At 40.9% G+C, this 21910-nt stretch carries 20 protein-coding genes; 11 read left to right on the forward strand and 9 right to left on the reverse strand.

Annotated features, from left to right (window positions below):
- Positions 1 to 169 precede the first annotated feature (169 nt).
- Genes B1F84_RS07200 through B1F84_RS07235 form a run of 8 tightly spaced genes read right to left on the reverse strand, consistent with a single transcriptional unit; the run spans position 170 to position 8506 of the window.
- Positions 170 to 826 (reverse strand): 3-oxoacid CoA-transferase subunit B, encoded by a 657-nt coding sequence (locus tag B1F84_RS07200; RefSeq protein WP_008114705.1) that lies wholly within the window; start codon positions 824 to 826, stop codon positions 170 to 172.
- A gap of 15 nt (positions 827 to 841) precedes the next feature.
- Positions 842 to 1540, reverse strand: a complete 699-nt coding sequence (locus tag B1F84_RS07205) for a CoA transferase subunit A (RefSeq protein WP_008114703.1) — start codon at positions 1538 to 1540, stop codon at positions 842 to 844.
- A 28-nt stretch (positions 1541 to 1568) separates the two neighbouring features.
- Positions 1569 to 2468 (reverse strand): hydroxymethylglutaryl-CoA lyase, encoded by a 900-nt coding sequence (locus B1F84_RS07210; protein WP_131691010.1) that lies wholly within the window; start codon positions 2466 to 2468, stop codon positions 1569 to 1571.
- A gap of 1 nt (position 2469) precedes the next feature.
- Positions 2470 to 4452, reverse strand: a complete 1983-nt coding sequence (locus tag B1F84_RS07215) for an acetyl/propionyl/methylcrotonyl-CoA carboxylase subunit alpha (RefSeq protein ID WP_131691011.1) — start codon at positions 4450 to 4452, stop codon at positions 2470 to 2472.
- Positions 4453 to 4460: 8 nt separating this feature from the next.
- A complete protein-coding gene (locus tag B1F84_RS07220; RefSeq protein WP_131691012.1) occupies positions 4461 to 5231 on the reverse strand; it encodes an enoyl-CoA hydratase/isomerase family protein in 771 nt (256 codons plus the stop codon).
- Between the two features lie 12 nt (positions 5232 to 5243).
- Positions 5244 to 6851: a carboxyl transferase domain-containing protein gene (locus B1F84_RS07225; protein ID WP_131691013.1), complete on the reverse strand. Its 1608-nt coding sequence runs from the start codon at positions 6849 to 6851 to the stop codon at positions 5244 to 5246.
- Between the two features lie 9 nt (positions 6852 to 6860).
- Positions 6861 to 8036, reverse strand: a complete 1176-nt coding sequence (locus tag B1F84_RS07230; RefSeq protein ID WP_008114693.1) for an isovaleryl-CoA dehydrogenase — start codon at positions 8034 to 8036, stop codon at positions 6861 to 6863.
- A 35-nt stretch (positions 8037 to 8071) separates the two neighbouring features.
- Positions 8072 to 8506, reverse strand: a complete 435-nt coding sequence (locus B1F84_RS07235) for a MerR family DNA-binding transcriptional regulator (protein ID WP_008114692.1) — start codon at positions 8504 to 8506, stop codon at positions 8072 to 8074.
- 329 nt (positions 8507 to 8835) lie between these two features.
- Here B1F84_RS07235 and B1F84_RS07240 point away from each other — a divergent pair, with 329 nt between their 5' ends.
- From B1F84_RS07240 to B1F84_RS07295, 11 genes are all read left to right on the forward strand, one after another.
- On the forward strand, positions 8836 to 10017 hold the full coding sequence (locus B1F84_RS07240; protein ID WP_010389953.1) for a thiolase family protein: 1182 nt from the start codon (positions 8836 to 8838) through the stop codon (positions 10015 to 10017).
- Between the two features lie 72 nt (positions 10018 to 10089).
- Positions 10090 to 11580 (forward strand): CoA-acylating methylmalonate-semialdehyde dehydrogenase, encoded by a 1491-nt coding sequence (locus tag B1F84_RS07245; protein ID WP_131691014.1) that lies wholly within the window; start codon positions 10090 to 10092, stop codon positions 11578 to 11580.
- A 119-nt stretch (positions 11581 to 11699) separates the two neighbouring features.
- On the forward strand, positions 11700 to 12857 hold the full coding sequence (locus tag B1F84_RS07250; protein WP_131691015.1) for an acyl-CoA dehydrogenase family protein: 1158 nt from the start codon (positions 11700 to 11702) through the stop codon (positions 12855 to 12857).
- 10 nt (positions 12858 to 12867) lie between these two features.
- Positions 12868 to 13647 (forward strand): enoyl-CoA hydratase, encoded by a 780-nt coding sequence (locus tag B1F84_RS07255; RefSeq protein WP_076919543.1) that lies wholly within the window; start codon positions 12868 to 12870, stop codon positions 13645 to 13647.
- Positions 13647 to 14804, forward strand: a complete 1158-nt coding sequence (locus B1F84_RS07260) for an enoyl-CoA hydratase/isomerase family protein (protein WP_131691016.1) — start codon at positions 13647 to 13649, stop codon at positions 14802 to 14804. Before B1F84_RS07255 ends, B1F84_RS07260 begins: the two co-directional genes overlap by 1 nt.
- A gap of 4 nt (positions 14805 to 14808) precedes the next feature.
- Positions 14809 to 15708 (forward strand): 3-hydroxyisobutyrate dehydrogenase, encoded by a 900-nt coding sequence (mmsB, locus tag B1F84_RS07265; RefSeq protein ID WP_131691017.1) that lies wholly within the window; start codon positions 14809 to 14811, stop codon positions 15706 to 15708.
- 9 nt (positions 15709 to 15717) lie between these two features.
- Entirely contained in the window at positions 15718 to 16488 is a 771-nt protein-coding gene (locus tag B1F84_RS07270; RefSeq protein WP_008114682.1) for an SDR family oxidoreductase, read from the forward strand.
- A gap of 389 nt (positions 16489 to 16877) precedes the next feature.
- Positions 16878 to 17930 carry a DUF262 domain-containing protein gene (locus tag B1F84_RS07280; RefSeq protein ID WP_131691018.1) on the forward strand — a complete coding sequence of 351 codons (1053 nt, stop codon included), beginning with the start codon at positions 16878 to 16880 and terminating at the stop codon, positions 17928 to 17930.
- Positions 17920 to 18510, forward strand: a complete 591-nt coding sequence (locus B1F84_RS07285; RefSeq protein WP_131691019.1) for a HEPN domain-containing protein — start codon at positions 17920 to 17922, stop codon at positions 18508 to 18510. The genes B1F84_RS07280 and B1F84_RS07285 overlap by 11 nt, the downstream gene beginning before the upstream one ends.
- 127 nt (positions 18511 to 18637) lie before the next feature.
- Positions 18638 to 19279 carry a hypothetical protein gene (locus B1F84_RS07290; RefSeq protein WP_131691020.1) on the forward strand — a complete coding sequence of 214 codons (642 nt, stop codon included), beginning with the start codon at positions 18638 to 18640 and terminating at the stop codon, positions 19277 to 19279.
- Between the two features lie 375 nt (positions 19280 to 19654).
- Positions 19655 to 20206, forward strand: coding sequence for a cytochrome b (locus tag B1F84_RS07295; RefSeq protein ID WP_131691021.1), 552 nt, complete (start codon positions 19655 to 19657; stop codon positions 20204 to 20206).
- 49 nt (positions 20207 to 20255) lie between these two features.
- Here B1F84_RS07295 and B1F84_RS07300 read toward each other — a convergent pair whose 3' ends face one another.
- On the reverse strand, positions 20256 to 21800 hold the full coding sequence (locus B1F84_RS07300) for a methyl-accepting chemotaxis protein (RefSeq protein ID WP_131691022.1): 1545 nt from the start codon (positions 21798 to 21800) through the stop codon (positions 20256 to 20258).
- Positions 21801 to 21910 lie beyond the last annotated feature (110 nt).

The following is a 21910-nucleotide window of genomic DNA, read 5'->3' on the forward strand; positions in this document are numbered from 1 at the left end:
AATTTATTTATTTTATTAGGTCGAATTCACCTAAGTGGTGCGTTAAATTGTCACTATAGTGCAAAAACTAAAATATAGACAAAAAAAATCCCTCTTACGAGGGATTTTGGGTAACTCAGCGCCATTGGCACTGGGAATGAGGTCGGTACAGAGTGAAATTATGAGTGGTTTAAAACACCATCTCAGGAATATCACCATTAACAAGCAATTTACCTGCCGTTTTGCTAATAATTTCATCAACTGATACGCCTGGTGCGCGTTCTAGTAAATGAAATGCGCCGTCTTTTACTTCTAGAACGGCTAAATCAGTAACTATTTTTTTAACACAGTTAACGCCCGTTAGCGGTAACGTACAGCTTTCTAATAACTTAGAGTCGCCGTGTTTACTGGCATGGGTCATGGTAACAATAATGTTTTTTGCACCTGCGACTAAATCCATCGCTCCGCCCATGCCTTTAATTAATTTTTTAGGGATCATCCATGAGGCTATAGAACCGTTTTGGTCTACCTCAAACGCGCCCAGAACGGTTAAGTCTACATGACCACCCCGTATCATGGCAAAACTATCTGCACTATTAAATATAGCTGCACCGGTAGCTGCCGTCACGGTTTCTTTACCCGCGTTGATCATATCCGCATCAACAGTGGCTTTAGTAGGGTATTCGCCCATGCCTAAAAGACCATTTTCGGACTGTAGCATAACTTCTATGCCATCGGGTACATAGTTTGCGACGAGTGTCGGAATACCAATGCCCAAATTAACATAAAACCCATCTTGTAACTCTTGAGCTACGCGCATTGCGACTTGTTCACGTGATAATGCCATTGTTAGTGCTCCTGCTTAATCTCGTGTGGTAACACGTTCAATGCGTTTTTCAAAGTTACCTTTTATAACGCGGTTAACAAAAATTCCTGGCGTATGTATTTGGCTTGGCTCAAGTTCGCCTGGTTCAACAATTTCCTCTACTTCTGCAACGGTAATTTTACCCGCAGTAGCCGCCATTGGATTGAAGTTCATGGCTGTATGACGAAATACTAAGTTGCCGTAGCGATCCGCTTTCCATGCTTTTACAATAGCGAATTCACCGGTAATTGACTCTTCTAAAATATAAGGGCGACCATTAAACTCTTTTACTTCTTTACCCTCAGCAACCGGTGTGCCGTAACCTGTGGCTGTGTAAAAAGCAGGTATTCCTGCACCACCAGCACGCATTTTTTCAGCAAGAGTACCTTGTGGCGTAAGTTCTACATCAATCTCGCCACTTAGTAGTTGCTGTTCAAACAAGGCATTTTCGCCAACGTATGAGGCGACCACTTTTTTAATTTGCTTGTCGTGCAGTAACAGCCCTAAACCAAAGTCATCAACACCACAGTTATTGGAAACAACGGTTAATTCTTTAGTTTGCATTTTTTTAATTTGGGCAATTAGACCCTCAGGGATACCACATAAGCCAAAACCACCGGCTATTATTGTATCGCCGTCTTTTAAACCTTCCATTGCAGCTTCATAACTAGAAACTACTTTATCAAAACCGGCCATGAGTCACTCCTCATTCTGTGCTATTTAATTATTGTGCGTGTAATGCTGCAGAAACCTTGCTAGCAGGTTGTTTGTTCAGTGCACTCGTAATTTGCCAACCTGCCTCAGCAAGCCTTTGTAAATCAATTCCATGCTCAATGCCAAGTCCTTGCAGTAAGTATACAACATCTTCGGTGGCAACATTTCCTGACGCGCCTTTGGCATATGGGCAGCCACCAAGGCCGGCAACAGCACTGTCAACCGTTGCTATACCAAGGTTTAGAGCAGCGTAAATATTTGTGAGCGCTTGCCCGTATGTGTCATGAAAATGTACAGCAAGTTTAGATTTATCAATATGTTTAAGTAGCAATGTAAGTAGCTCTATTACTTTAGCGGGTGTGCCAACACCTATGGTGTCACCTAGGCTAATTTCATAACATCCCATTTTTAAGAGTTTAGCAGCAACAGCCAGTACAGTATGAGGGTCAACATCTCCCTCATACGGGCAACCTAATACACAACTTACATAACCGCGCACGCGAATGTTATGCGCCTTTGCAAAAGCCATAACTTCACTAAAACGCGCCAAACTTTGCTCAATAGAGCAGTTAATATTTTTTTGGCAAAATGCTTCGCTCGCTGCGGTAAATATTGCAAATTCTTTAATACCTACAGCATGGGCTGCCTCTGCCCCTTTTAAATTAGGGGTAAGGGCACTGAGATTAACCTCAGGTAAATTAAGTGCGCTTATTACTTCACTAGAGTCTGCCATTTGTGGCACCCATTTAGGTGAGACAAACGCACCAGCTTCTATGTCTTTTATGCCTGCAGCGGCGAGTGCGTTAATAAGCGTTATTTTATCAGCAGTTTCTACAGCGGCTTCATTTTGAAGTCCATCTCTGGCGCCCACTTCAACAATGCGCACTGCTTTAGGTAATAATGAACTCATATTAAGCGGGTTCCTCTGCAGTTGTGTCTTCAACTATGGCCAGTAAAGCGCCATGGCTTACCAGTTCACCCTCAGCAAAACAGTAACTTTTTAATACGCCATCATGTGGGGCATTAAGCGTGTATTCCATTTTCATTGCTTCAATTATAACCACTGCATCGCCTTTAGTAATGGTGCTTCCCACCTCTAACAAGTGTTTAACTACAGTACCATTAAGTGGCGCAGCAAGGGGTAAAGCCTCATTTTCATGTGAGCTGATGAAATGTTTATCAACACATTCAAACTTAGTTTGCAGTGCTTGGTTCATTACAGTAATGGCATTATCAACGTGGCTAACATGCGCAGTGTGTTTAGCGCCATTAATCGATACGTTGCAGTAGCCATTAGTTAACTCACCTTGCACTTCAAAGGTGTTGTCATTAATGGTCATGCTATAGCCCTTCGCGGTTTTTATTGCGTTTAAGGGGGTATCGCTAAATGGAATGTTAACTTGTTGCGGCGCATTTAAACTAAACCCATGTAATTGTTGCCATGGATTTGCACTATTTGTATTACTACCAAGTGATGCTAAATACGAAAAGCCAGCAATTAAGCGGCTAGTTTGTAATAAAGACGGGTCAATAGTAACTAACGCTTCACCTTGCTCTGCAATAAAGTGGGTGCTTGGAGCACCTTGTTTAAAGCGTGGATGAATCGCTAAATTATACAAAAAGCTGATATTAGTGCTAAATCCGGCTAAATGAAATTGTGTTAATGCTTGTTGTAAACGGGAAAGTGCTTGGTCGCGGTTATCATCATGAACAATAAGTTTGGCAATCATTGGATCGTAATACGGGCTTATTTCATCACCTTGGGCAATACCAGTATCAATACGTACATATTCACTGTTAGCGGGCGTATATAGTGCCTCAATAGTGCCAGAGCACGGAATAAAGTCATTACTTGGATCTTCAGCATAAATACGTGCTTCAAAGCTGTGGCCTTGTAGCTGAATATCTGCTTGCGCTAAAGGTAACGCTAAACCACTGGCTACATTAATTTGCCAATTAACTAAATCAACGCCTGTGACCATTTCACTCACTGGGTGCTCTACTTGCAAGCGAGTATTCATTTCCATGAAAAAGAACTCATCACCACAGAGTAAAAATTCCACAGTGCCAGCGCCTCGGTAGTCAATTGCTAGGGCACATCGTACCGCGGCTTCGCCCATTTCTTTTCGCAATGAGTCTGATAAACCGGGGGCAGGCGCTTCTTCAATCACTTTTTGATGCCGACGCTGCAATGAACAATCACGATCACCTAAATACACACAGTTGCCATAGTTATCAGCAAATACTTGTACTTCAACATGGCGTGGTTGGTCAACATAACGCTCAAGCAAAACCAGATCATTACCAAAACCGGCAATAGCTTCACGTTTAGCGCCTTCTAATGCGCTTATAAACTCACTGGCTTTTGAAACAATACGCATGCCTTTACCACCGCCACCAAAGGCCGCTTTGATAAGCACAGGGTAGCCAATTTTTCCAGCCTCAGCTTGTAAAAAGCTAGGGTCTTGTTTATCGCCATAATAACCTGGCACCAAAGGAACATTAGCGGCTGCCATAATTTCTTTTGCACGGGTTTTAGAGCCCATAGCTTCTATGCTGCTTGCTGGTGGCCCAATAAAGGCAATGTTATTGGCTTCACAAACATTAGCAAATTCGCTGTTTTCAGATAAAAATCCATAACCAGGGTGAATACAATCGGCGCCACTCATTTTGGCAACGTTTAGTATTTTATCAGCAACTAGGTATGAGTCTTTACTCGGCGCTGCACCAATATGGTAGGCTTCATCAGCCATTTTTACATGTTGAGCGTTTTTATCTGCATCTGAATAAACCGCAACCGTGGTCAAGCCCATTTGCTTTGCTGTTCGCATAATACGACAAGCAATCTCTCCGCGATTAGCAATCAGAATTTTTTGTAAGTGTACTGTGTTCATAATGCGTCCTAGAGTTGCCATTGGGGAGAGCGTTTTTCAAAAAAGGCAGTTAGGCCTTCTTGACCTTCGTCTGATACACGAATTTTGGCTATACGTTCTGCAGTGAGCGCAATTATTTCGTTATCGATTTCTTTGTTTGCCACATCATTAATAAGCGCTTTAGCTGCTTTAACCGCTACCGGGCCATTATCTATCAGCGTTTGTAGTAGGTTATCCAGTGCACAGTCTAAATTCCCTGTAATTTGGTGAACTAGCCCCAGCTGTTTAGCCGTATGCGCATCAAATACCTCAGCCGTTAAAAAATAGCGACGAGCAGCGCGCTCACCAATAGCTTTTATTACATAAGGGCTAATAACAGCAGGAATTAAACCTAATTTAACCTCACTTAAACAAAATTGAGCGTCGTCTTTACTGAGCGCGATATCACAGCAAGCAATTAAGCCCAATGCGCCACCAAATGCTGCGCCTTGTACCGCACAAATTGTAGGGTGTGGGCTTTGTGCTAAAACTTGCATTAACTTAGCCAGCTGCATTGAATCGGCCAAATTATCGTTATAGTTGTTATCTGCCATCGATTTCATCCAGGCTAAATCGGCACCGGCTGAAAAGTGTTTACCCTCAGTTTTTAATACAAGGGCACGAATATCGAGCGTATTAGCATGTTCAATACATTGAATAAGCTCATGGATAACGTCGCTATTAAAGGCATTGCGTTTTTCTGGGCGACTTAAAACAAGTACAGCCACATTAGATTTTGTTATTTGTAGTGTTACTGACATTTTAAGCTCCCATTACATTCTAAATACGCCAAATTTTGATTCACGCTCAGGAGCATTTTTAGCTGCGCTAAGTGCAAGCCCTAGAACATTGCGTGTATCAGCAGGGTCAATAATGCCATCATCCCACAAACGGGCACTGGCATAATAAGGATGACCTTGCTGTTCGTATTGATCGATGATTGGCTTTTTAAAATCGCTAATTTGTTGCTCGCTCATGCTTTCGCCTTTGCGGGCTAAACCATCTTGTTTTACTTGCGCCATTACACCAGCGGCTTGTTCACCACCCATAACTGAAATACGGGCATTCGGCCACATCCACATCATGGTCGGTTCAAATGCTCGGCCACACATACCATAGTTACCTGCACCGTATGAGCCACCGATTAAAATAGTAAATTTGGGTACATCGGCACACGATACCGCCATCACCATTTTAGCGCCGTGTTTAGCAATGCCTTCAGACTCGTATTTTTTACCGACCATAAAGCCAGTGATGTTTTGTAAAAATACCAGTGGAATATTGCGCTGAGCACATAGTTGAATAAAGTGCGCGCCTTTTTGCGCTGACTGACTAAATAAAATACCGTTGTTGGCCACTATGCCTACGGGATGACCATAAATACTGGCAAAACCTGTTACCAGTGTTTCACCAAAGTAGCGTTTAAATTCATCAAACGATGAATCATCAACAGTACGCGCAATGACTTCACGGACATCAAATGGCTTTTTAAGATCAGTACCGACAATGCCGTAAAGTTCGTTAATATCATAACGAGGGGCTTTTACTTCTTCTATTAATGGTGAGGTAGGGCGCGAATAGTTAATTCGTTCAATACATTGGCGAGCAATCGACAAGGCATGAGCATCATTTTCTGCGTAATGATCGGCCACACCTGATGTTTTACAGTGTACATCGGCGCCACCAAGCTCTTCTGCAGTAACTACTTCACCGGTGGCAGCTTTTACCAGCGGCGGACCAGCTAAAAAGATAGTGCCTTGCTCTTTTACAATAATACTTTCATCGGCCATAGCAGGAACATACGCACCACCTGCAGTACATAACCCCATAACCACAGCAATTTGTGGAATGCCTTTACCCGACATACGCGCTTGATTATAAAAAATACGACCAAAATGCAGTTTGTCAGGGAATACGTCGTCTTGCTCAGGTAAGTTTGCGCCACCTGAGTCAACTAAATAAATACACGGTAAATGACAACGTTCGGCGATGTCTTGAGCGCGTAAATGCTTTTTAACAGTCAGCGGGAAATAGGTGCCGCCTTTTACTGTCGCATCATTAGCAATCACCATACATTCGACGCCTTTAACGCGACCAATACCTGCAACCACACCGGCACAAGGAATATCTTGTTCATAAACGCCAAAGGCAGCAAATTGCGATATTTCTAAAAATGGCGAGCCTTCATCTAGCAAAGTGGTAATACGGTCACGGACAAACAATTTACCGCGGCCTTCATGGCGCTCTTTTAGCGCAGCGCCACCGCCTAAACGTATTGTTGCTGCTTTACTACGTAAATCATCCACTAGCGCCGACATGTTGTTGTGATTTTGCACAAAATTTGGATCATGCGGATTAACGCTCGATTTTAAAATCGTCATAACTAATCCTTAGCGGCTTTCAGTGAATAATTCGCGACCAATTAACATACGGCGTATTTCAGAGGTGCCCGCACCAATTTCATATAATTTCGCATCACGCAGTAAGCGACCTGTTGCGTATTCGTTTATGTAACCATTGCCGCCTAAAATCTGAATTGCATCTAATGCCATTTTAGTTGCAAGCTCAGCAGCATATAAAATTGCGCCAGCAGCGTCTTTACGGGTGGTTTCGCCGCGATCACATGCTTTTGCTACTGTGTACACATATGAGCGAGCTGCGTTCATTTGTGTATACATATCAGCAATTTTGCCTTGTATTAACTGAAATTGACCAATAGGGCTGTCAAATTGCTTACGCTCATGGATGTAAGGCACCACTATATCCATACACGCTTGCATTATGCCAAGTGGGCCAGCCGCTAAAACAACACGCTCATAATCAAGGCCACTCATAAGTACCTTAACGCCTTCGTTTAAGTTACCTAAAATATTTTCTTCAGGTACTTCACAGTTTTCAAATACCAATTCACAGGTATTTGAGCCACGCATGCCGAGTTTGTCGAGCTTTTGTGCGGTTGAAAAACCAGGAAATGTTTTTTCTACAATAAAGGCCGTAATCCCTTTAGCGCCGGCGTTTAAATCTGTTTTTGCATAAATTACCAACGTATCAGCGTCAGGGCCATTAGTGATCCACATTTTATTACCGTTTAAAATGTATTTATCGCCTTTTTTCTCTGCTTTAAGTTTCATAGAAACAACATCAGAGCCCGCGTTAGGCTCACTCATCGCCAGTGCACCAATGTGCTCGCCGCTAATTAGTTTAGGTAAGTATTTTTCTTTTTGTGCTTGTGAACCATTACGGTTTATTTGATTAACACACAGGTTTGAATGCGCACCGTAGCTTAAACCAATAGAGGCACTTGCACGGCTAATTTCTTCCATGGCAATAACGTGCTCTAAATAGCCTAAACCAGCACCACCAAACTCTTCATCCACGGTCATGCCAAGCACGCCCATTTCACCCATTTGCGGCCAAAGTTCATTGGGGAACGCATTATCAAGGTCAGTTTTTTCAGCTAGTGGGGCAATTTCTTGACTGGCAAAGCTGTTTACGTGACTGCGGATCATATCTGCAGTTTCGCCAAGGCCAAAGTTCATTTCTTTATATAGTGAAATAGTGCTCATGATTAATTCCTGTGTGTTGATGACGTTGTTATATTTTATTCATCTATTTTGCTAAGCGTGTCGCGACAGCGACGTTCAGCGGTGACCAGTTCCATAAGAACCACTTTAATGTCATCCATCTGTTGTGAAAGATCGGCTTTTTTCTCACTGATAAGGTCAAGCATAGTAACTAACTGTTTTGCACTTGATTTATCAGCATCATACAGTTCAAACAAACGACCTGTTTCAGCTAAGGTGAAACCTAAACGTTTACCGCGCAGTATTAGCTTAAGGCGTACCTTGTCGCGCTTTGAGTAAATACGTGTTTGACCATTGCGCTCTGGCGATATTAACCCTTGGTCTTCGTAAAAACGGATAGAGCGGGTGGTAATATCAAATTCTTTAGCCAATTCACTAATGCTAAAAGTTTGTTCGTTTTTAGCCGGCTCGTTGGCTGAATTTGCAAAGTTTGTTTGATTATCTGATTTCATTGTAATGTTTACCTCATTCGAATAACTCCAATATAAGTGAAGTTTACGTAAAGGTAAAGTGCGATCTGGTCGTTATACTTTAGACGTATAAAATAAAAGCGGATATGCAGCAGAAGTTGAGTGTTTATAAACGTTATAAGCCAGTTAGACAGTATGTAATAAATTTTTAGCAAGCTAACTTTACAGTTTTTACACTAATTAGAAAGTTGATTTTAGATTTACGTTGGCGTAAACGTAAATTTTATGTATGCTCGTATTTATCAGATTAGTTTAAACATTAAGCTAAACATAATAAAACATGTTTGCGTTAATTGAAAATGGAGCCTTTTATGTCTTTCGAAAGCGTTGTAATTGTAGCAGCAAAACGCACCCCAATGGGTGGATTTATGGGCGCACTAAGTGATGCGCAGTCTACCGAATTAGGTGCTACGGCCATTGCAGGCGCACTTGCTCAAACGGGTTTAAGCAATGATGCAATTGATGAAGTAATTATGGGCTGCGTATTACCAGCCGGTTTAGGCCAAGCACCTGCGCGTCAAGCAATGCTTAAAGCAGGGCTTGCACTAAGCACCGGCGCTACCACTATTAATAAAGTATGTGGCTCTGGATTAAAAGCAGCGATGTTAGCGAATGACCTTATTAAAGCAGGTTCTATTGAATCAGCAATCGCTGGTGGTATGGAAAGCATGACCAATGCACCTTACTTTATTCCTAAAGCCCGTGGCGGTATGCGTATGGGACATGGCGAAATTAAAGATCACATGATGAGTGATGGCCTAGAAGACGCCTACGACAATAAAGCAATGGGATGCTTTGCTCAAGATACAGCCGATGAATATGGTATTGGTCGTGAGCAAATGGATACGTTTGCACTGGGTTCATTAAGTAAAGCAAACGCAGCCATAGACAATGGGTGGTTTGATAACGAGATTACTCCGCACACTATTAAAACGCGTAAAGGCGATGTCACGGTTTCAATTGATGAGCAACCTGGCAACGCACGTCCTGAAAAAATTCCAAGCTTAAGAGCTGCATTTAAAAAAGACGGCACTATTACTGCCGCTAATTCATCGTCTATTTCAGATGGTGGTGCTGCGCTAATACTAATGAGCGAATCAAAAGCAAAAGCTGAGGGTTTAACACCACTTTGTAGAATTGTTGCTCATAGCACTCACTCTCAAAAACCAAGTGAATTTACCGTAGCCCCAGTGGGCGCAATGAACAGCGTTCTTGAAAAAGCTGGCTGGACAACCGCCGATGTTGATTTATGGGAAATTAATGAAGCGTTTGCCATGGTCACTATGCTGGCTATTAATGAATTAAAGCTCGATGAAAGCAAAGTAAACGTGAATGGTGGTGCATGTGCACTAGGCCACCCAATTGGTGCTAGTGGCGCACGTATTTTAGTAACACTTATTCATGCGCTTAAAAACCGAGGCCTCAAAAAAGGCGTTGCGTCTTTGTGTATAGGTGGCGGTGAAGCCGTTGCTATGGCAGTCGAAGCACTTTAACTGATAACAAAGCCGCAGCAACTATAAAAATCACAGCGCTGCGGAAATTAAATTGAGTCAATAGGATTTATTATGCACCAAGTACCTTTACTAATTAACGGCGAGTTCGTTCAGTCAACGTCAAATGAATTAATCGATGTTGTAAACCCAGCTAATCAAGAAGTGCTCGCGCAAGTGCCATGTGCAACAGACGCAGAGATGGATGCGGCGATTGCATCAGCAAGCGAAACATTTAAAACATGGAAAGATGTGCCTATTACTGAGCGTGCGCGCATCATGATGAAATACGCGGCGCTATTAAAAGAAAACCATGATGAACTAGCCACTATTATTTGTCATGAGCTAGGCAAAACCTTTGAAGATGCAAAAGGTGATGTGTGGCGTGGTATTGAAGTAGTTGAACAAGCTGCTAATGCGCCGTCGTTAATGATGGGTGAAACCATGGAAAACGTAGCGCGCAAAATCGATACGTATTCTTACATGCAACCACTGGGTGTGTGTGCAGGTATTACGCCATTTAACTTTCCGGCAATGATCCCATTGTGGATGTTCCCACTGGCAATTGTGTGTGGTAACACCTTTATTTTAAAACCCTCTGAGCAAGATCCACTTACTCCAATGCGCTTAGCTGAGCTATTTATTGAAGCCGGTGCACCAAAAGGCGTGTTACAAGTTGTGCACGGTACTAAACCACAAGTAGACCGCTTATTAGAAGACAAAGCCGTTCGTGCTATTTCATTTGTGGGTTCATGTGGTGTAGGTGCCTATATTTACTCTAAAGGCACACAAAACTTAAAACGCGTTCAAGCGTGTGTTGGCGCAAAAAACCACATGGTAATTATGCCTGATGCGAGTAAATCGCATGTTGTTAATAACCTTGTGGGTGCCTCTGTAGGTGCGGCAGGTCAGCGCTGTATGGGTATTTCTGTGGCGGTATTTGTTGGTCAAGCAAAAGACTGGGTTGATGAAATTAAAGCAGGCTTTGAAGGTGTACGCCCAGGTGTTTGGGATGATGCAGACGCGGCTTATGGCCCACAAACATCGCCTGCTGCAAAAGCACGTATTTTATCACTGATTGCCGATGGTAAAGCACAAGGCGCTACCTGTTTAATTGATGGCTCTGATTTTACCGTTGAAGGTTACGAGCAAGGTAACTGGGTAGGTCCTACGTTATTTACTGATGTAACCAAAGATATGAACTTGTACAAAGAAGAGATTTTTGGCCCTGTATTGGCGTGTATGTTTGTTGATACCCTTGAAGAAGCCATTGCGCTTATTAACGAAAGCCCTTACGGCAACGGTACCTCACTATTTACCTCAAGTGGTGCGGCTGCGCGTAAATTCCAACACGAAATTGAAGTGGGTCAAGTGGGTATTAATGTGCCAATTCCTGTGCCTTTACCATTTTTCTCGTTCACGGGTTGGAAAGGCTCATTCTACGGCGATACTCACACGTATGGTAAACAAGGTATTCGTTTTTACACAGAAACTAAAACCATTACCTCACGCTGGTTTGAAGATGATATCGCTTCAGGCCCAAATATGAGTATTAATCTTAAGTAACATTTTAACCGCATAATCAATAAAAAAGAGGGGCACAACATATAATGTTGTCGCTCCTCACTAATAACTCCCGTTATGGGATGCACCGACAACAAATAAAACACAACAAGAGGTCTACCATGGACTTTAACTTATCTGAAGATCAACAAGCTTTTGCGCAAACGGCGCGCCAATTCGCAGAATCTGAACTAGCACCACATGCTGCTAAGTGGGATCGCGAACATATTTTCCCAAAAGACACAATAAAAGCCGCTGGTGAGCTTGGTTTTTGTGGCTTATACACCCCAGAAGAAGCCGGTGGCTTAGGTTTATCTCGTTTAGATTCAAGCATTATTTTTGAGCAACTTGCACTGGGTTGTACAGCAACTACAGCTATGCTGACCATTCATAATATGGCAACCTGGATGATCGCAAGCTTTGGTACCGATGCTGTAAAAGACAAATACGTTGAGCAATTGGTAATGGGTGAATTACTGGCATCGTACTGTTTAACTGAGCCAGGCTCTGGCTCTGATGCTGCGTCATTAAAAACTAAAGCAGTTCGTGATGGTGATGAGTATATTATTAACGGCTCAAAAATGTTTATTTCAGGCGCCGGTGAAACAGAAATTTTAGTGGTAATGGCACGTACAGGGGCTGATGGCCCAAGTGGCATTTCAGCGTTTGTTGTACCTGCAGATGCCAAAGGTATTGAGTACGGCAAAGCAGAAGAAAAAATGGGTTGGAATGCACAACCAACACGCTTAATTAGTTTTGAAGATGTACGAATTCCAGCAGCAAACTTATTAGGCGCTGAGGGCGAAGGCTTTAAGTTTGCCATGCAAGGCTTAGATGGCGGCCGTATTAATATTGCAACTTGCTCTATTGGTACTGCACAAGCGGCACTTAATACCGCACGTGAGTATTTAAAAGAGCGTACCCAATTTGGTAAGCCATTGGCAGCATTTCAAGCGCTACAATTTAAAATTGCCGATATGAATACCGAGCTTGTAGCAGCACGCCAAATGGTTCGACTCGCTGCGTTTAAACTTGATACTAACGACAGTGAAAAAACCACTTACTGTGCTATGGCTAAACGTTTTGCAACCGATGTCGGTTTTACTGTGTGTAACGATGCGCTGCAAATTCATGGGGGCTACGGTTACATTAAAGAGTACCCACTTGAACGCCATGTACGTGACGTACGTGTTCATCAAATTTTAGAAGGCACTAACGAAATTATGCGCGTGATTATTGCACGTCGTATCTTAGCCGAATCAGCCAGCGAAGTTTTATAAGGAGATTAGTATGTCAAATCCTAGCATTGAATTAACTATTGAAGGTCATGTTGCTATTTTAACTATGTCGAATCCGCCAGCGAATACCTGGACGAAAGACACCTTAGTGGCGCTTAAAGACACAGTTAATCAGCTCAACACCAATAAAAATATTTATGCATTAGTACTGACTGGTGAAGGCGAGAAGTTTTTTAGCGCCGGTGCCGACCTAAATGTATTTGCCAGTGGCGACAAAGGTGTAGCTGCAGATATGTCATGTGTATTTGGTGAAGCGTTTGAAGCGCTAACTAATTTTAGAGGCGTGTCGGTTGCAGCCATTAATGGTTATGCAATGGGTGGCGGGCTTGAAGTAGCGCTTGCTTGTGATATTCGTATTGCAGAAGAGCAAGCACAAATGGCATTGCCTGAAGCCAAAGTGGGTTTATTACCCTGTGCTGGTGGAACGCAAAACTTAGCATGGCTCGTAGGTGAAGGCTGGGCAAAACGCATGATTTTATGCGGTGAGCGCTTAAAAGCCGATAAAGCGCTGCAAATTGGCTTAGTGGAAGAAGTAGTTGCACAAGGTGAAAGCTTTGCTGCAGCACTAAAACTGGCAAACCAAGTGTCAGAGCAAAGCCCATCGTCGGTTGCTGCATGTAAAACATTGATTCAAAAAGGGCGTCATCAGCCAATGGCGAATGCATTGCCACTGGAGCGAGAGCTGTTTGTTGGTTTATTTGATACCGAAGATCAGCAAGAGGGCGTGAACGCCTTTTTAGAAAAACGCAAAGCTAATTGGGTGAATGGCTAATGAGTGAATTAACCCGTTTAAATTCAGCTGATGCTGCCGTGGTATTTGAAACGGCAACCACAGACAATGGCCGACTCATTGGTTTTGCTACGCTTAACGCGCCTAAGTCATTAAACGCGTTAAATTTTGAGATGATCAGCTTACTCGAGCCACAACTACAGCAATGGGACAAAGACGATAACATTGCATTAGTGGTTCTTAAAGGCGCAGGTGAAAAAGCATTTTGTGCCGGTGGCGATGTAGTGAGCTTACACAAAGCAATGAGTGAGGGTAAACCGAGCTCATTGGTTGAAGAGTTTTTTACTCAAGAGTATCAGCTCGATTACCTAATTCACTGCTACAACAAACCCATTTTAGTGTGGGGTAACGGTATTGTAATGGGCGGCGGTTTAGGTTTAATGGCCGGTGCCAGTCATCGTGTTGTTACCGAAACATCACGCATTGCTATGCCAGAGCAAACCATTGGTCTTTACCCTGATGTAGGTGGCAGTTATTTTTTACATAAAATGCCCGCCCATGTTGGTTTGTTTTTAGGGCTGACCTCGGCATCTATAAATTGTGAAGACGCTAAGCTTGTATCGCTTGCCGATCACTTTGTAAATGCCGATAAATACCCAGAGCTTGTTGAAGCGTTACTCAATACTAAATGGGGTAAAACAGCAAGTTTAAACCACGACAAGCTTAGTAACTTGCTTATTGAGTTAGATAACAACTCTAGCCGTATGCCTAAAGGCAATTTAAAAACTAACTTATCGCTAATTCAAAAGTTAGGCGAGTTTGACACGTTACAGCAGCAGGTAGATTACATTTTAAACCTAACCACAGATGACAAATGGCTACAACGTGCACAAAAATCGTTGGCGCATGGTTGTCCATTAAGTTGTGCTTTAGTGAGTGAGCAGCTTAAACACAGCAAAGGTAAAAACTTAGCTGAGTGTTTTAAAATGGAATTGGGCATGTCGGTTCGTGCTGGCGAAGTGGGCGAATTTCAAGAAGGTGTACGTGCCTTACTAATCGATAAAGACGGTACGCCACAGTGGCAATTTAACACTCTTAAAGATGTGCCAAGCGAAGTAGTAGAGAGCTTTTTTGCAAATCGCTTTGGCGAGCAACATCCGTTAGAGCCGTACTTTTCACAACTAAATTTACAAGGGTAAAGCGATGAGTAAACTTAATATAGGATTTATTGGTTTAGGAAACATGGGCGGCCCAATGGCAGCAAACTTAGTTAAAGCAGGCCACAGTGTGCGCGTTTTTGACTTAAGTGCAGAGGCCGTTAAAGAGCTTGTGAATCATGGGGCTAGTGCGGCGCAAAGCGCAAGTGACTGTGCGCACGAGGCTGATGTGCTAATTAGCATGCTACCGGCAAGCAAACATGTTAAATCACTTTATTTAGGCACAGACGAGCAATCGGGTTTAATTAAAGTACTGAGTAAAAGTACCTTAGTGATTGATTGTTCAACCATAGATGCACAATCGGCTCGTGATGTAGGCCATGCCCTTGGCGAGCAAGGCATTGCGTTTGTTGATGCACCTGTATCGGGTGGTGTAGCAGGGGCAACGGCAGGCACGCTTACGTTTATCGTTGGTGGTGAGCAAACTGCATTCGATAAAGCCAATACTGTATTAGTCGATATGGGTAAAAACATATTCCATGCTGGTGATATTGGTGCAGGGCAAGTTGCTAAAATATGTAACAATATGCTGTTGAGTATTTTAATGGCAGGTACTAGTGAAGCCATTCAAATGGGCATTAATAACGGTCTCGACGCAAAAGTACTCAGCGATATAATGAGCGCAAGCTCGGGTCGAAACTGGACGTTAGAACTTTATAACCCCTGCCCAGGTGTTATGGAAACCGCACCAGCTAGTAACGACTATAAACCCGGCTTTATGGTTGATTTAATGGCTAAAGACTTAGGCCTTGCTATGGAAGCGGCGCAGCAGAGTAATTCACTGACGCCAATGGGCTCAATGGCTAAAAATTTATACACTATGATGCAGCACCAAGGTGCAGGCAGTGATGATTTTAGTGCCATTTTTAAATTGTTTTCGAAGTAGGAAAGTATTGTGGAAATAAAAAATAATACCGTAGTTATTACCGGCGGCGCACAAGGCTTAGGTTTTGCAATGGCGCAAAAGTTTGCCTTAATGGGCGCTAATATTGCCTTAATTGATATGGCGCAAGCCCAGTTAAATGAAGCAACCGAGCAGCTATCTGCATTAGCAGGCGTAACAGGCACTATTAAAGGCTACAGCGCTAATGTAACCGTTGAGAGCGAAGTTGAAGACGTATTTAATACCATTAACAGTGACTTTGGTCATATTGGGGTATTAATTAATAACGCCGGCATTTTACGCGATGGCATGTTTATAAAAGCCAAAGACGGCAAAGTGGTTAAAAAAATGTCGCTTGATCAATTTCAATCAGTGATTGACGTTAACCTAACAGGTGTATTTTTGGCAGGGCGCGAAGCGGCTAGCCACATGATTGAATCAGGTAAAGGCGGCGTAATTGTAAATATGTCGAGCGTAGCGCGTGCGGGTAATATTGGCCAAACTAACTATGCCGCCTCAAAAGCCGGTGTTGTGGCACTAACCACTACATGGGCTAAAGAGCTTGGCCGTTTTGGTATTCGCGTTGGCGCCATTGCCCCAGGTGTTATTAGCACCGCAATGACCGATGTAATGAAGCCAGAAGCTAAACAGCGCATGCTTGCTGTAACACCAGTAGGGCGCTTAGGTGAAACCGCTGAAATAGCCCATACTGCTCAGTATATTATCGAAAACGATTTTTTTACTGGCCGTGTAGTAGAGATAGACGGCGGTATTCGTTTGTAAACTAATCTTTATAAACGTATGAGTGTTAGTTTATTAAAAAGCACAGCCTTTTGGGTTGTGCTTTTTTTGTTTTAAAGCGCACCATTATAATTTAATCATGTTTAGAAACAGAGATTTAATAAACGATATTCAACTTAAAAAATAATGCTGTACATATAGACAGTTAACAATGTTTTGTCTAATAACATTGTTAAAAGTCGTTTTGGTGTATTTTAACAACGGTAATTTTATAACTTGTTTACATTGAAGTTATTTAGTGGAATTATTGAGCCATGTAATATACGCCGTTTTGGGGTTTAATAACCCCCCAAAGTGATGTTCAATAAGCTGTTATGTGCCAGTTTTATATCGAACCATATTTATAATCTTATAATTAAAGAAGAAACTATATGAGTGATTCATCACAAGAAAAAATGTTAAGTTTATATCCTTTAGATTACCCCTTCGAAACACTGGTAAGTAGAATTAACTCCAAACCAGCTAAGTTAAAATTAGATCCTGATTTTCAAAGAAAATATAAATGGGATAAAGATGGTTGGGGAAGATCCTCGAAGTTTATAGAATCATGTTTAATGAGAATACCGTTGCCTTCTTGTTATTTTGCTGAAGATGAAGATGGTACCCATATGGTAATAGATGGTTTACAGCGTTTAACAACCATAAATCGTTTTTTTAAAAATGAGTTTGCTCTAGAAGGGTTAACTACATTTAAAGAGCTAGAAGGGAAAAAATTCTCAGAATTAGGCTCTTACCAAACAGATCTAGAAACAACAACAATTAGATGTATAGTTTTAAGGAAAGACAACCCTAAAAGCTTAATAAGAGAAATTTTTTCACGCTTAAACCAAGGCGCTGTTGAGTTATCAGATCAGGAAATAAGACACGCTATTTATCCCGGTGAATTAGATCAACTTTTAGCCGAGTTAGGTGCTGATGATGAAATTAAGAGATTTGGCTTAGCAGACAATTCAAACTCAGTCAGAGATGGTTTGGAGCCGGAGGAGCAAGTATTGCGCTATTTTGCTTTTTCTGATGATAAAGCCCTGTCAAATTTTGATAACAATTTAAAATCATTTTTAGACAACTACATGGAAAAAAATAGTTCACTTGATGCCCATGAATTTATAGAGCATAGAGAACGTTTTTTGAAAGCACTAAGTACTTGTAAAGAAATTTTTGGTGATGACGTATTTGTGAATCCTTCGGTTGACAGGAAGCGTAAAGGCCTAGTTCATTATGACCTTATGATGACTACTGTTGGTGAGTTAGATCCTGAAATTGCAAGAAAATATGCAGCCGAAATTAAAAATGCATACTCCACCCTGTGTCAGAGTGATGAATTTAAGAGAACTTTATCAGGTGGTTTACAAAATAAAGGTTCAATACAAAGACGTAGAGCCCAGTGGGATACCTTGCTAAAGGGTGTTTTAAATGCAGTTTAATGAGTTATATGGAAAATATGAAAGGTTACTGACATCACTTAAAGGAATTATCAGTCAGTCAGAATCTAGGGTCTTGAAAGAAGATCCGGACGAAATTTTTTCGGATAATATCAATTTCTTTGTTAAGTCTTACTTAATAAATATTTGTACCTATTTGGAAGCCTACTTGCAAGATGTTGCCTTTGAACATACAAATAGAATTAGTGAGCGGTTAAAAGATGCATCTATACCACATAATTTTTTGTACTGGAAGTTAACCAAAGACGTCAAAGAAAAAGAATTGGCATTTGAAGATGCTAACTATAGATTTAACAAAAAAGAGATTTCAGATGCAATTTCAGGCAATCCTTATAAAACGATCAAAGCATTTAAATTAATAGGAATAGATTTAAATTCTGATGATAAGTTTAATGAGCATAAGGAACTTATTAACTCTATTGTAAATAAAAGAAATAATATAATTCATCACAATGATGATGCTAGTGATATATCTTTCTCTGATTTGATTGCAAATGTTGATGTATTCCTTGAATACATGTCATCTATAGACAAGTTTATAGCAAATTTAAATGGGGAGTAGGCACATAACAAGCACATCAAATCTGACTCCACAAACTGAGCGATTTTTTGCAAAAACAATGAGCGCAAAAATATCACCCAACTTGTTCCGCAGTTTATGCGGCCGTTATATTTATTAAGGACGATTCGTGAAAAATTTTAGAATGCCATTTTTAAAAATGGGCATAATGATGGACTTGGAAACGTTTAAACAACATACAAGAAATGTTGAGTCGTTTCTAAATCAAGAAGTAAAAGCATTTGAAAAACATGCAGCAGAGATAACTGCTGAATGGGAAGATTTTGAAAGAGCAGAATACTACGAAAATTCTCATGATGAATACTGGGAGTTAAGTAAGGTTTACCCTAACATCCAACGAAAATCGGAACTTATTAGTATTTATACTATTTTGGAAGACACAATCAATCGAATTTGTTTGGTGTATCAATCTTCTATAGAAAACCCAGTAAAAATGAAAGACCTTGAAGCTAACGGAATTATTGATCAAGGCAAGCGCTACCTCGAAAAAGTTGTTCTTTTGGATTTTCCAACTAGTCACAAATCATGGAAAGAAATTACCAAGATTCAGCAAATAAGAAATAGCTTTGTTCATGTTGCTGGTCATGTAAAAACAGGGAATAGTGATTTAATCAAGTATATTAATCAATCTCAACACCTTGAATTAAAGAATAATAAAATTGAAATTCTAAGTGGTTTTTCCGAACATTGTTTGAACATATTTGAAGACTTCTTTAATGAGTTATTTACCCGAATGGAAGCGTTAAAATAAATAAAACCAAAGGGGTAAAATCTTGACTTCATACATCAACAGAGCGAGCTGTATAAGCATTGGTTAGCAAACAAAGACTGACGACCTAGAAATTCATTCAATTTTAGCGATTTATTATTTCTAAAACACGTTAATTGTTTAAAACGGTAACTTAAGGTTGCAGTTTTTTTATGCCTACTATTTAAGTTTATTTTAAGCTTGCTCAGTTATTGTAACTAATACTTAAATTCCAGAATCATTAAACCATTGAACTGAATTAGTAACTCATTTTATGTTTTAGATCATTAAACAGTGAGTGATTAAAGGTTAGCCTGTAAATGTATACTCATACGCATAAGTGGCTTTTAACTTCAATGCGTTTAATTAGGAGGTATTATGAATTTTAAAAATACAGATACTCATTACAATACACTTTCTGTTGCTTTGCATTGGTTGATGTTTATTTTAATTGTGACTGTGTACGGCAGTATTGAACTTCGTGAATTATTTGAAAAGGGTACCGAAACCCGTGATGCCTTTAAAATGTGGCACTTTATGTTGGGTTTATCGGTGCTAGCTTTAGTTAGTGTGAGGTTAGTTGCGCGTTTAGTGGGTGGTGCAGTACCTGCTATACAACCTGAGCCTGCGAAATGGCAAAATAAGTTAGCTACATTTGTTCATACTGCGCTGTATGTGTTTATGTTTGCTATGCCTATAGCTGGTTGGTTAATTTTGAGTTTAGCAGGTAAACCCATCCCGTTTTTTGGTTTAGAGTTGCCTCCATTGGCAAGTGAAAACAAAGAGCTTGGTAAAACCATTAAAGAAATACACGAAACAGCGGGCGAAGTTGGTTATTACGTAATAGGCTTACATGCGGCGGCTGCATTATTTCATCATTACATTTTGGCTGATAATACCTTTAAACGTATGCTGTTTTCTAAAAAATAAACACATCATCTATAAAAAGGGAGACCATGTGTCTCCCTTTTTATATTAATTAATGAGTTGTACTCTTAAACCCTATTCTAAACCCGCCCCAATGTTTACCGTTTACATAAATTGGCACCGAAAGGTCATGCAGTATTTCACCGGTATCACGTTTATAGGTTTGTAATAAAAAGCTTTCGGTGTGGCTACCACAACGAATGCCTGTGGGGTCATTAAAAATTCGCTTAGTGCGATTATTAATTAAATCTTGTTCGTAGTTGCCACTAAGAGGCTGACTAAAACGTTTATTATGCGTTGGAAAATACCCTTTTTTGTCCACAGCGCCAGCAAATATTATCTCTTTATTTTCAAGTATGGGCTCTTGGATTGCTGGCAATGTTTGATCGCATAGTGCGTCGTAATCAGTGGAATATTTAGGCGGCTTAGTATTAGCAATAGGTGTATAGTTTTGGCTAAACAGTTGCTGCTGCGTAATTTTATTACTGGCTATCCACTGGGTAAAGCATTCACTAATTTTTTTACTCGCTTTTGTGGCTTCTTCTAATATGGGTTTGAAAAACGCATCATGCTCTATGCTGTCAAGTTCTCTAAAAATTGATTCTGATCCCAATGACAACGATGAAGCCTGCTGCGCTATTGAGCCGCTTTTAGTGGTTACCTCACCGAGTAAATGGCTAATGCTAGTTACTGAACTATTAATTTGTGTGGTTGCTTGCTGAAATGTAGCAACACCTTGATGCATGCTCTCTAGTGCCGCAGATGATGAGCCAATATCTTGATTAATAGCAATGAACGATTCAGTGACGGTTTCAAGCTCAGACTTTACTGTGGCACTGTTTTGGGATACTTGTTTCATATCGTCATTGGTTTTTATGCTGTTAGCATTAATTTGAGTGAGCATATCGGCAATTTGCTTAGTGGCGTCGTTGGTTTTATTTGCAAGGTTACGCACTTCATCGGCAACAACAGCAAAGCCACGACCTTGTTCACCTGCGCGTGCGGCTTCAATGGCCGCATTTAACGCCAGTAAATTGGTTTGCTCTGCAATATTTTGAATAACTTGGGTAATGCTCTGTATATCGTTTGCGCCTTTTAATAAAATATCGAGTTGTAAGGCAACGTTATCAATAGACTCACCCAGTGACTCTATTTGTTTGGTTGCTGTTTGTAAACGACTATCGGCAGTGCTAGATGCTTGGGCGGTTTGAAGCATTGCTTGGTTTATGGTGGTCATGTTGTCGCTGAGCTCAGTGCTATTTTGTGAAAGCGCTTGGGTTGCAAGTCCCACCGTTTCGCTTTCTTTATAACAGGCATCAATTTCTTTAGATAAGCTATCAACATAAAACGATACTTCAGCAGCCCCTATGGCATTTTGCGAGGTGGCTTTTGTAATGTTTTGCGCAATTTTATTGGTGAAGCTTTGCACAGACGTTGAGTCTTGATTATGTGTAACTTTTGAAGGGGCAGACTTTATATAAAACAGGCCAGACAATAGTACTATAACACCAGCTGCAATGGCTGAGAGCTGTTCAAAAAAGAATAGAAAACAAATAGATAAATAAAAAATGCTATAAAGCAGGTAGGTTACTTTCATTCCATTGACCTCATTACTGTTTGTTTTTTCATCTTTGACTATAAATCAAACAAAATCAATTAATAAAACGGTTTTAACAGTTTATTTTATGAGGTCTTACCTATAAACCA

Source organism: Pseudoalteromonas sp. DL-6 (assembly GCF_004328665.1).
In the GTDB taxonomy this organism is placed as follows: Bacteria; Pseudomonadota; Gammaproteobacteria; order Enterobacterales; family Alteromonadaceae; genus Pseudoalteromonas.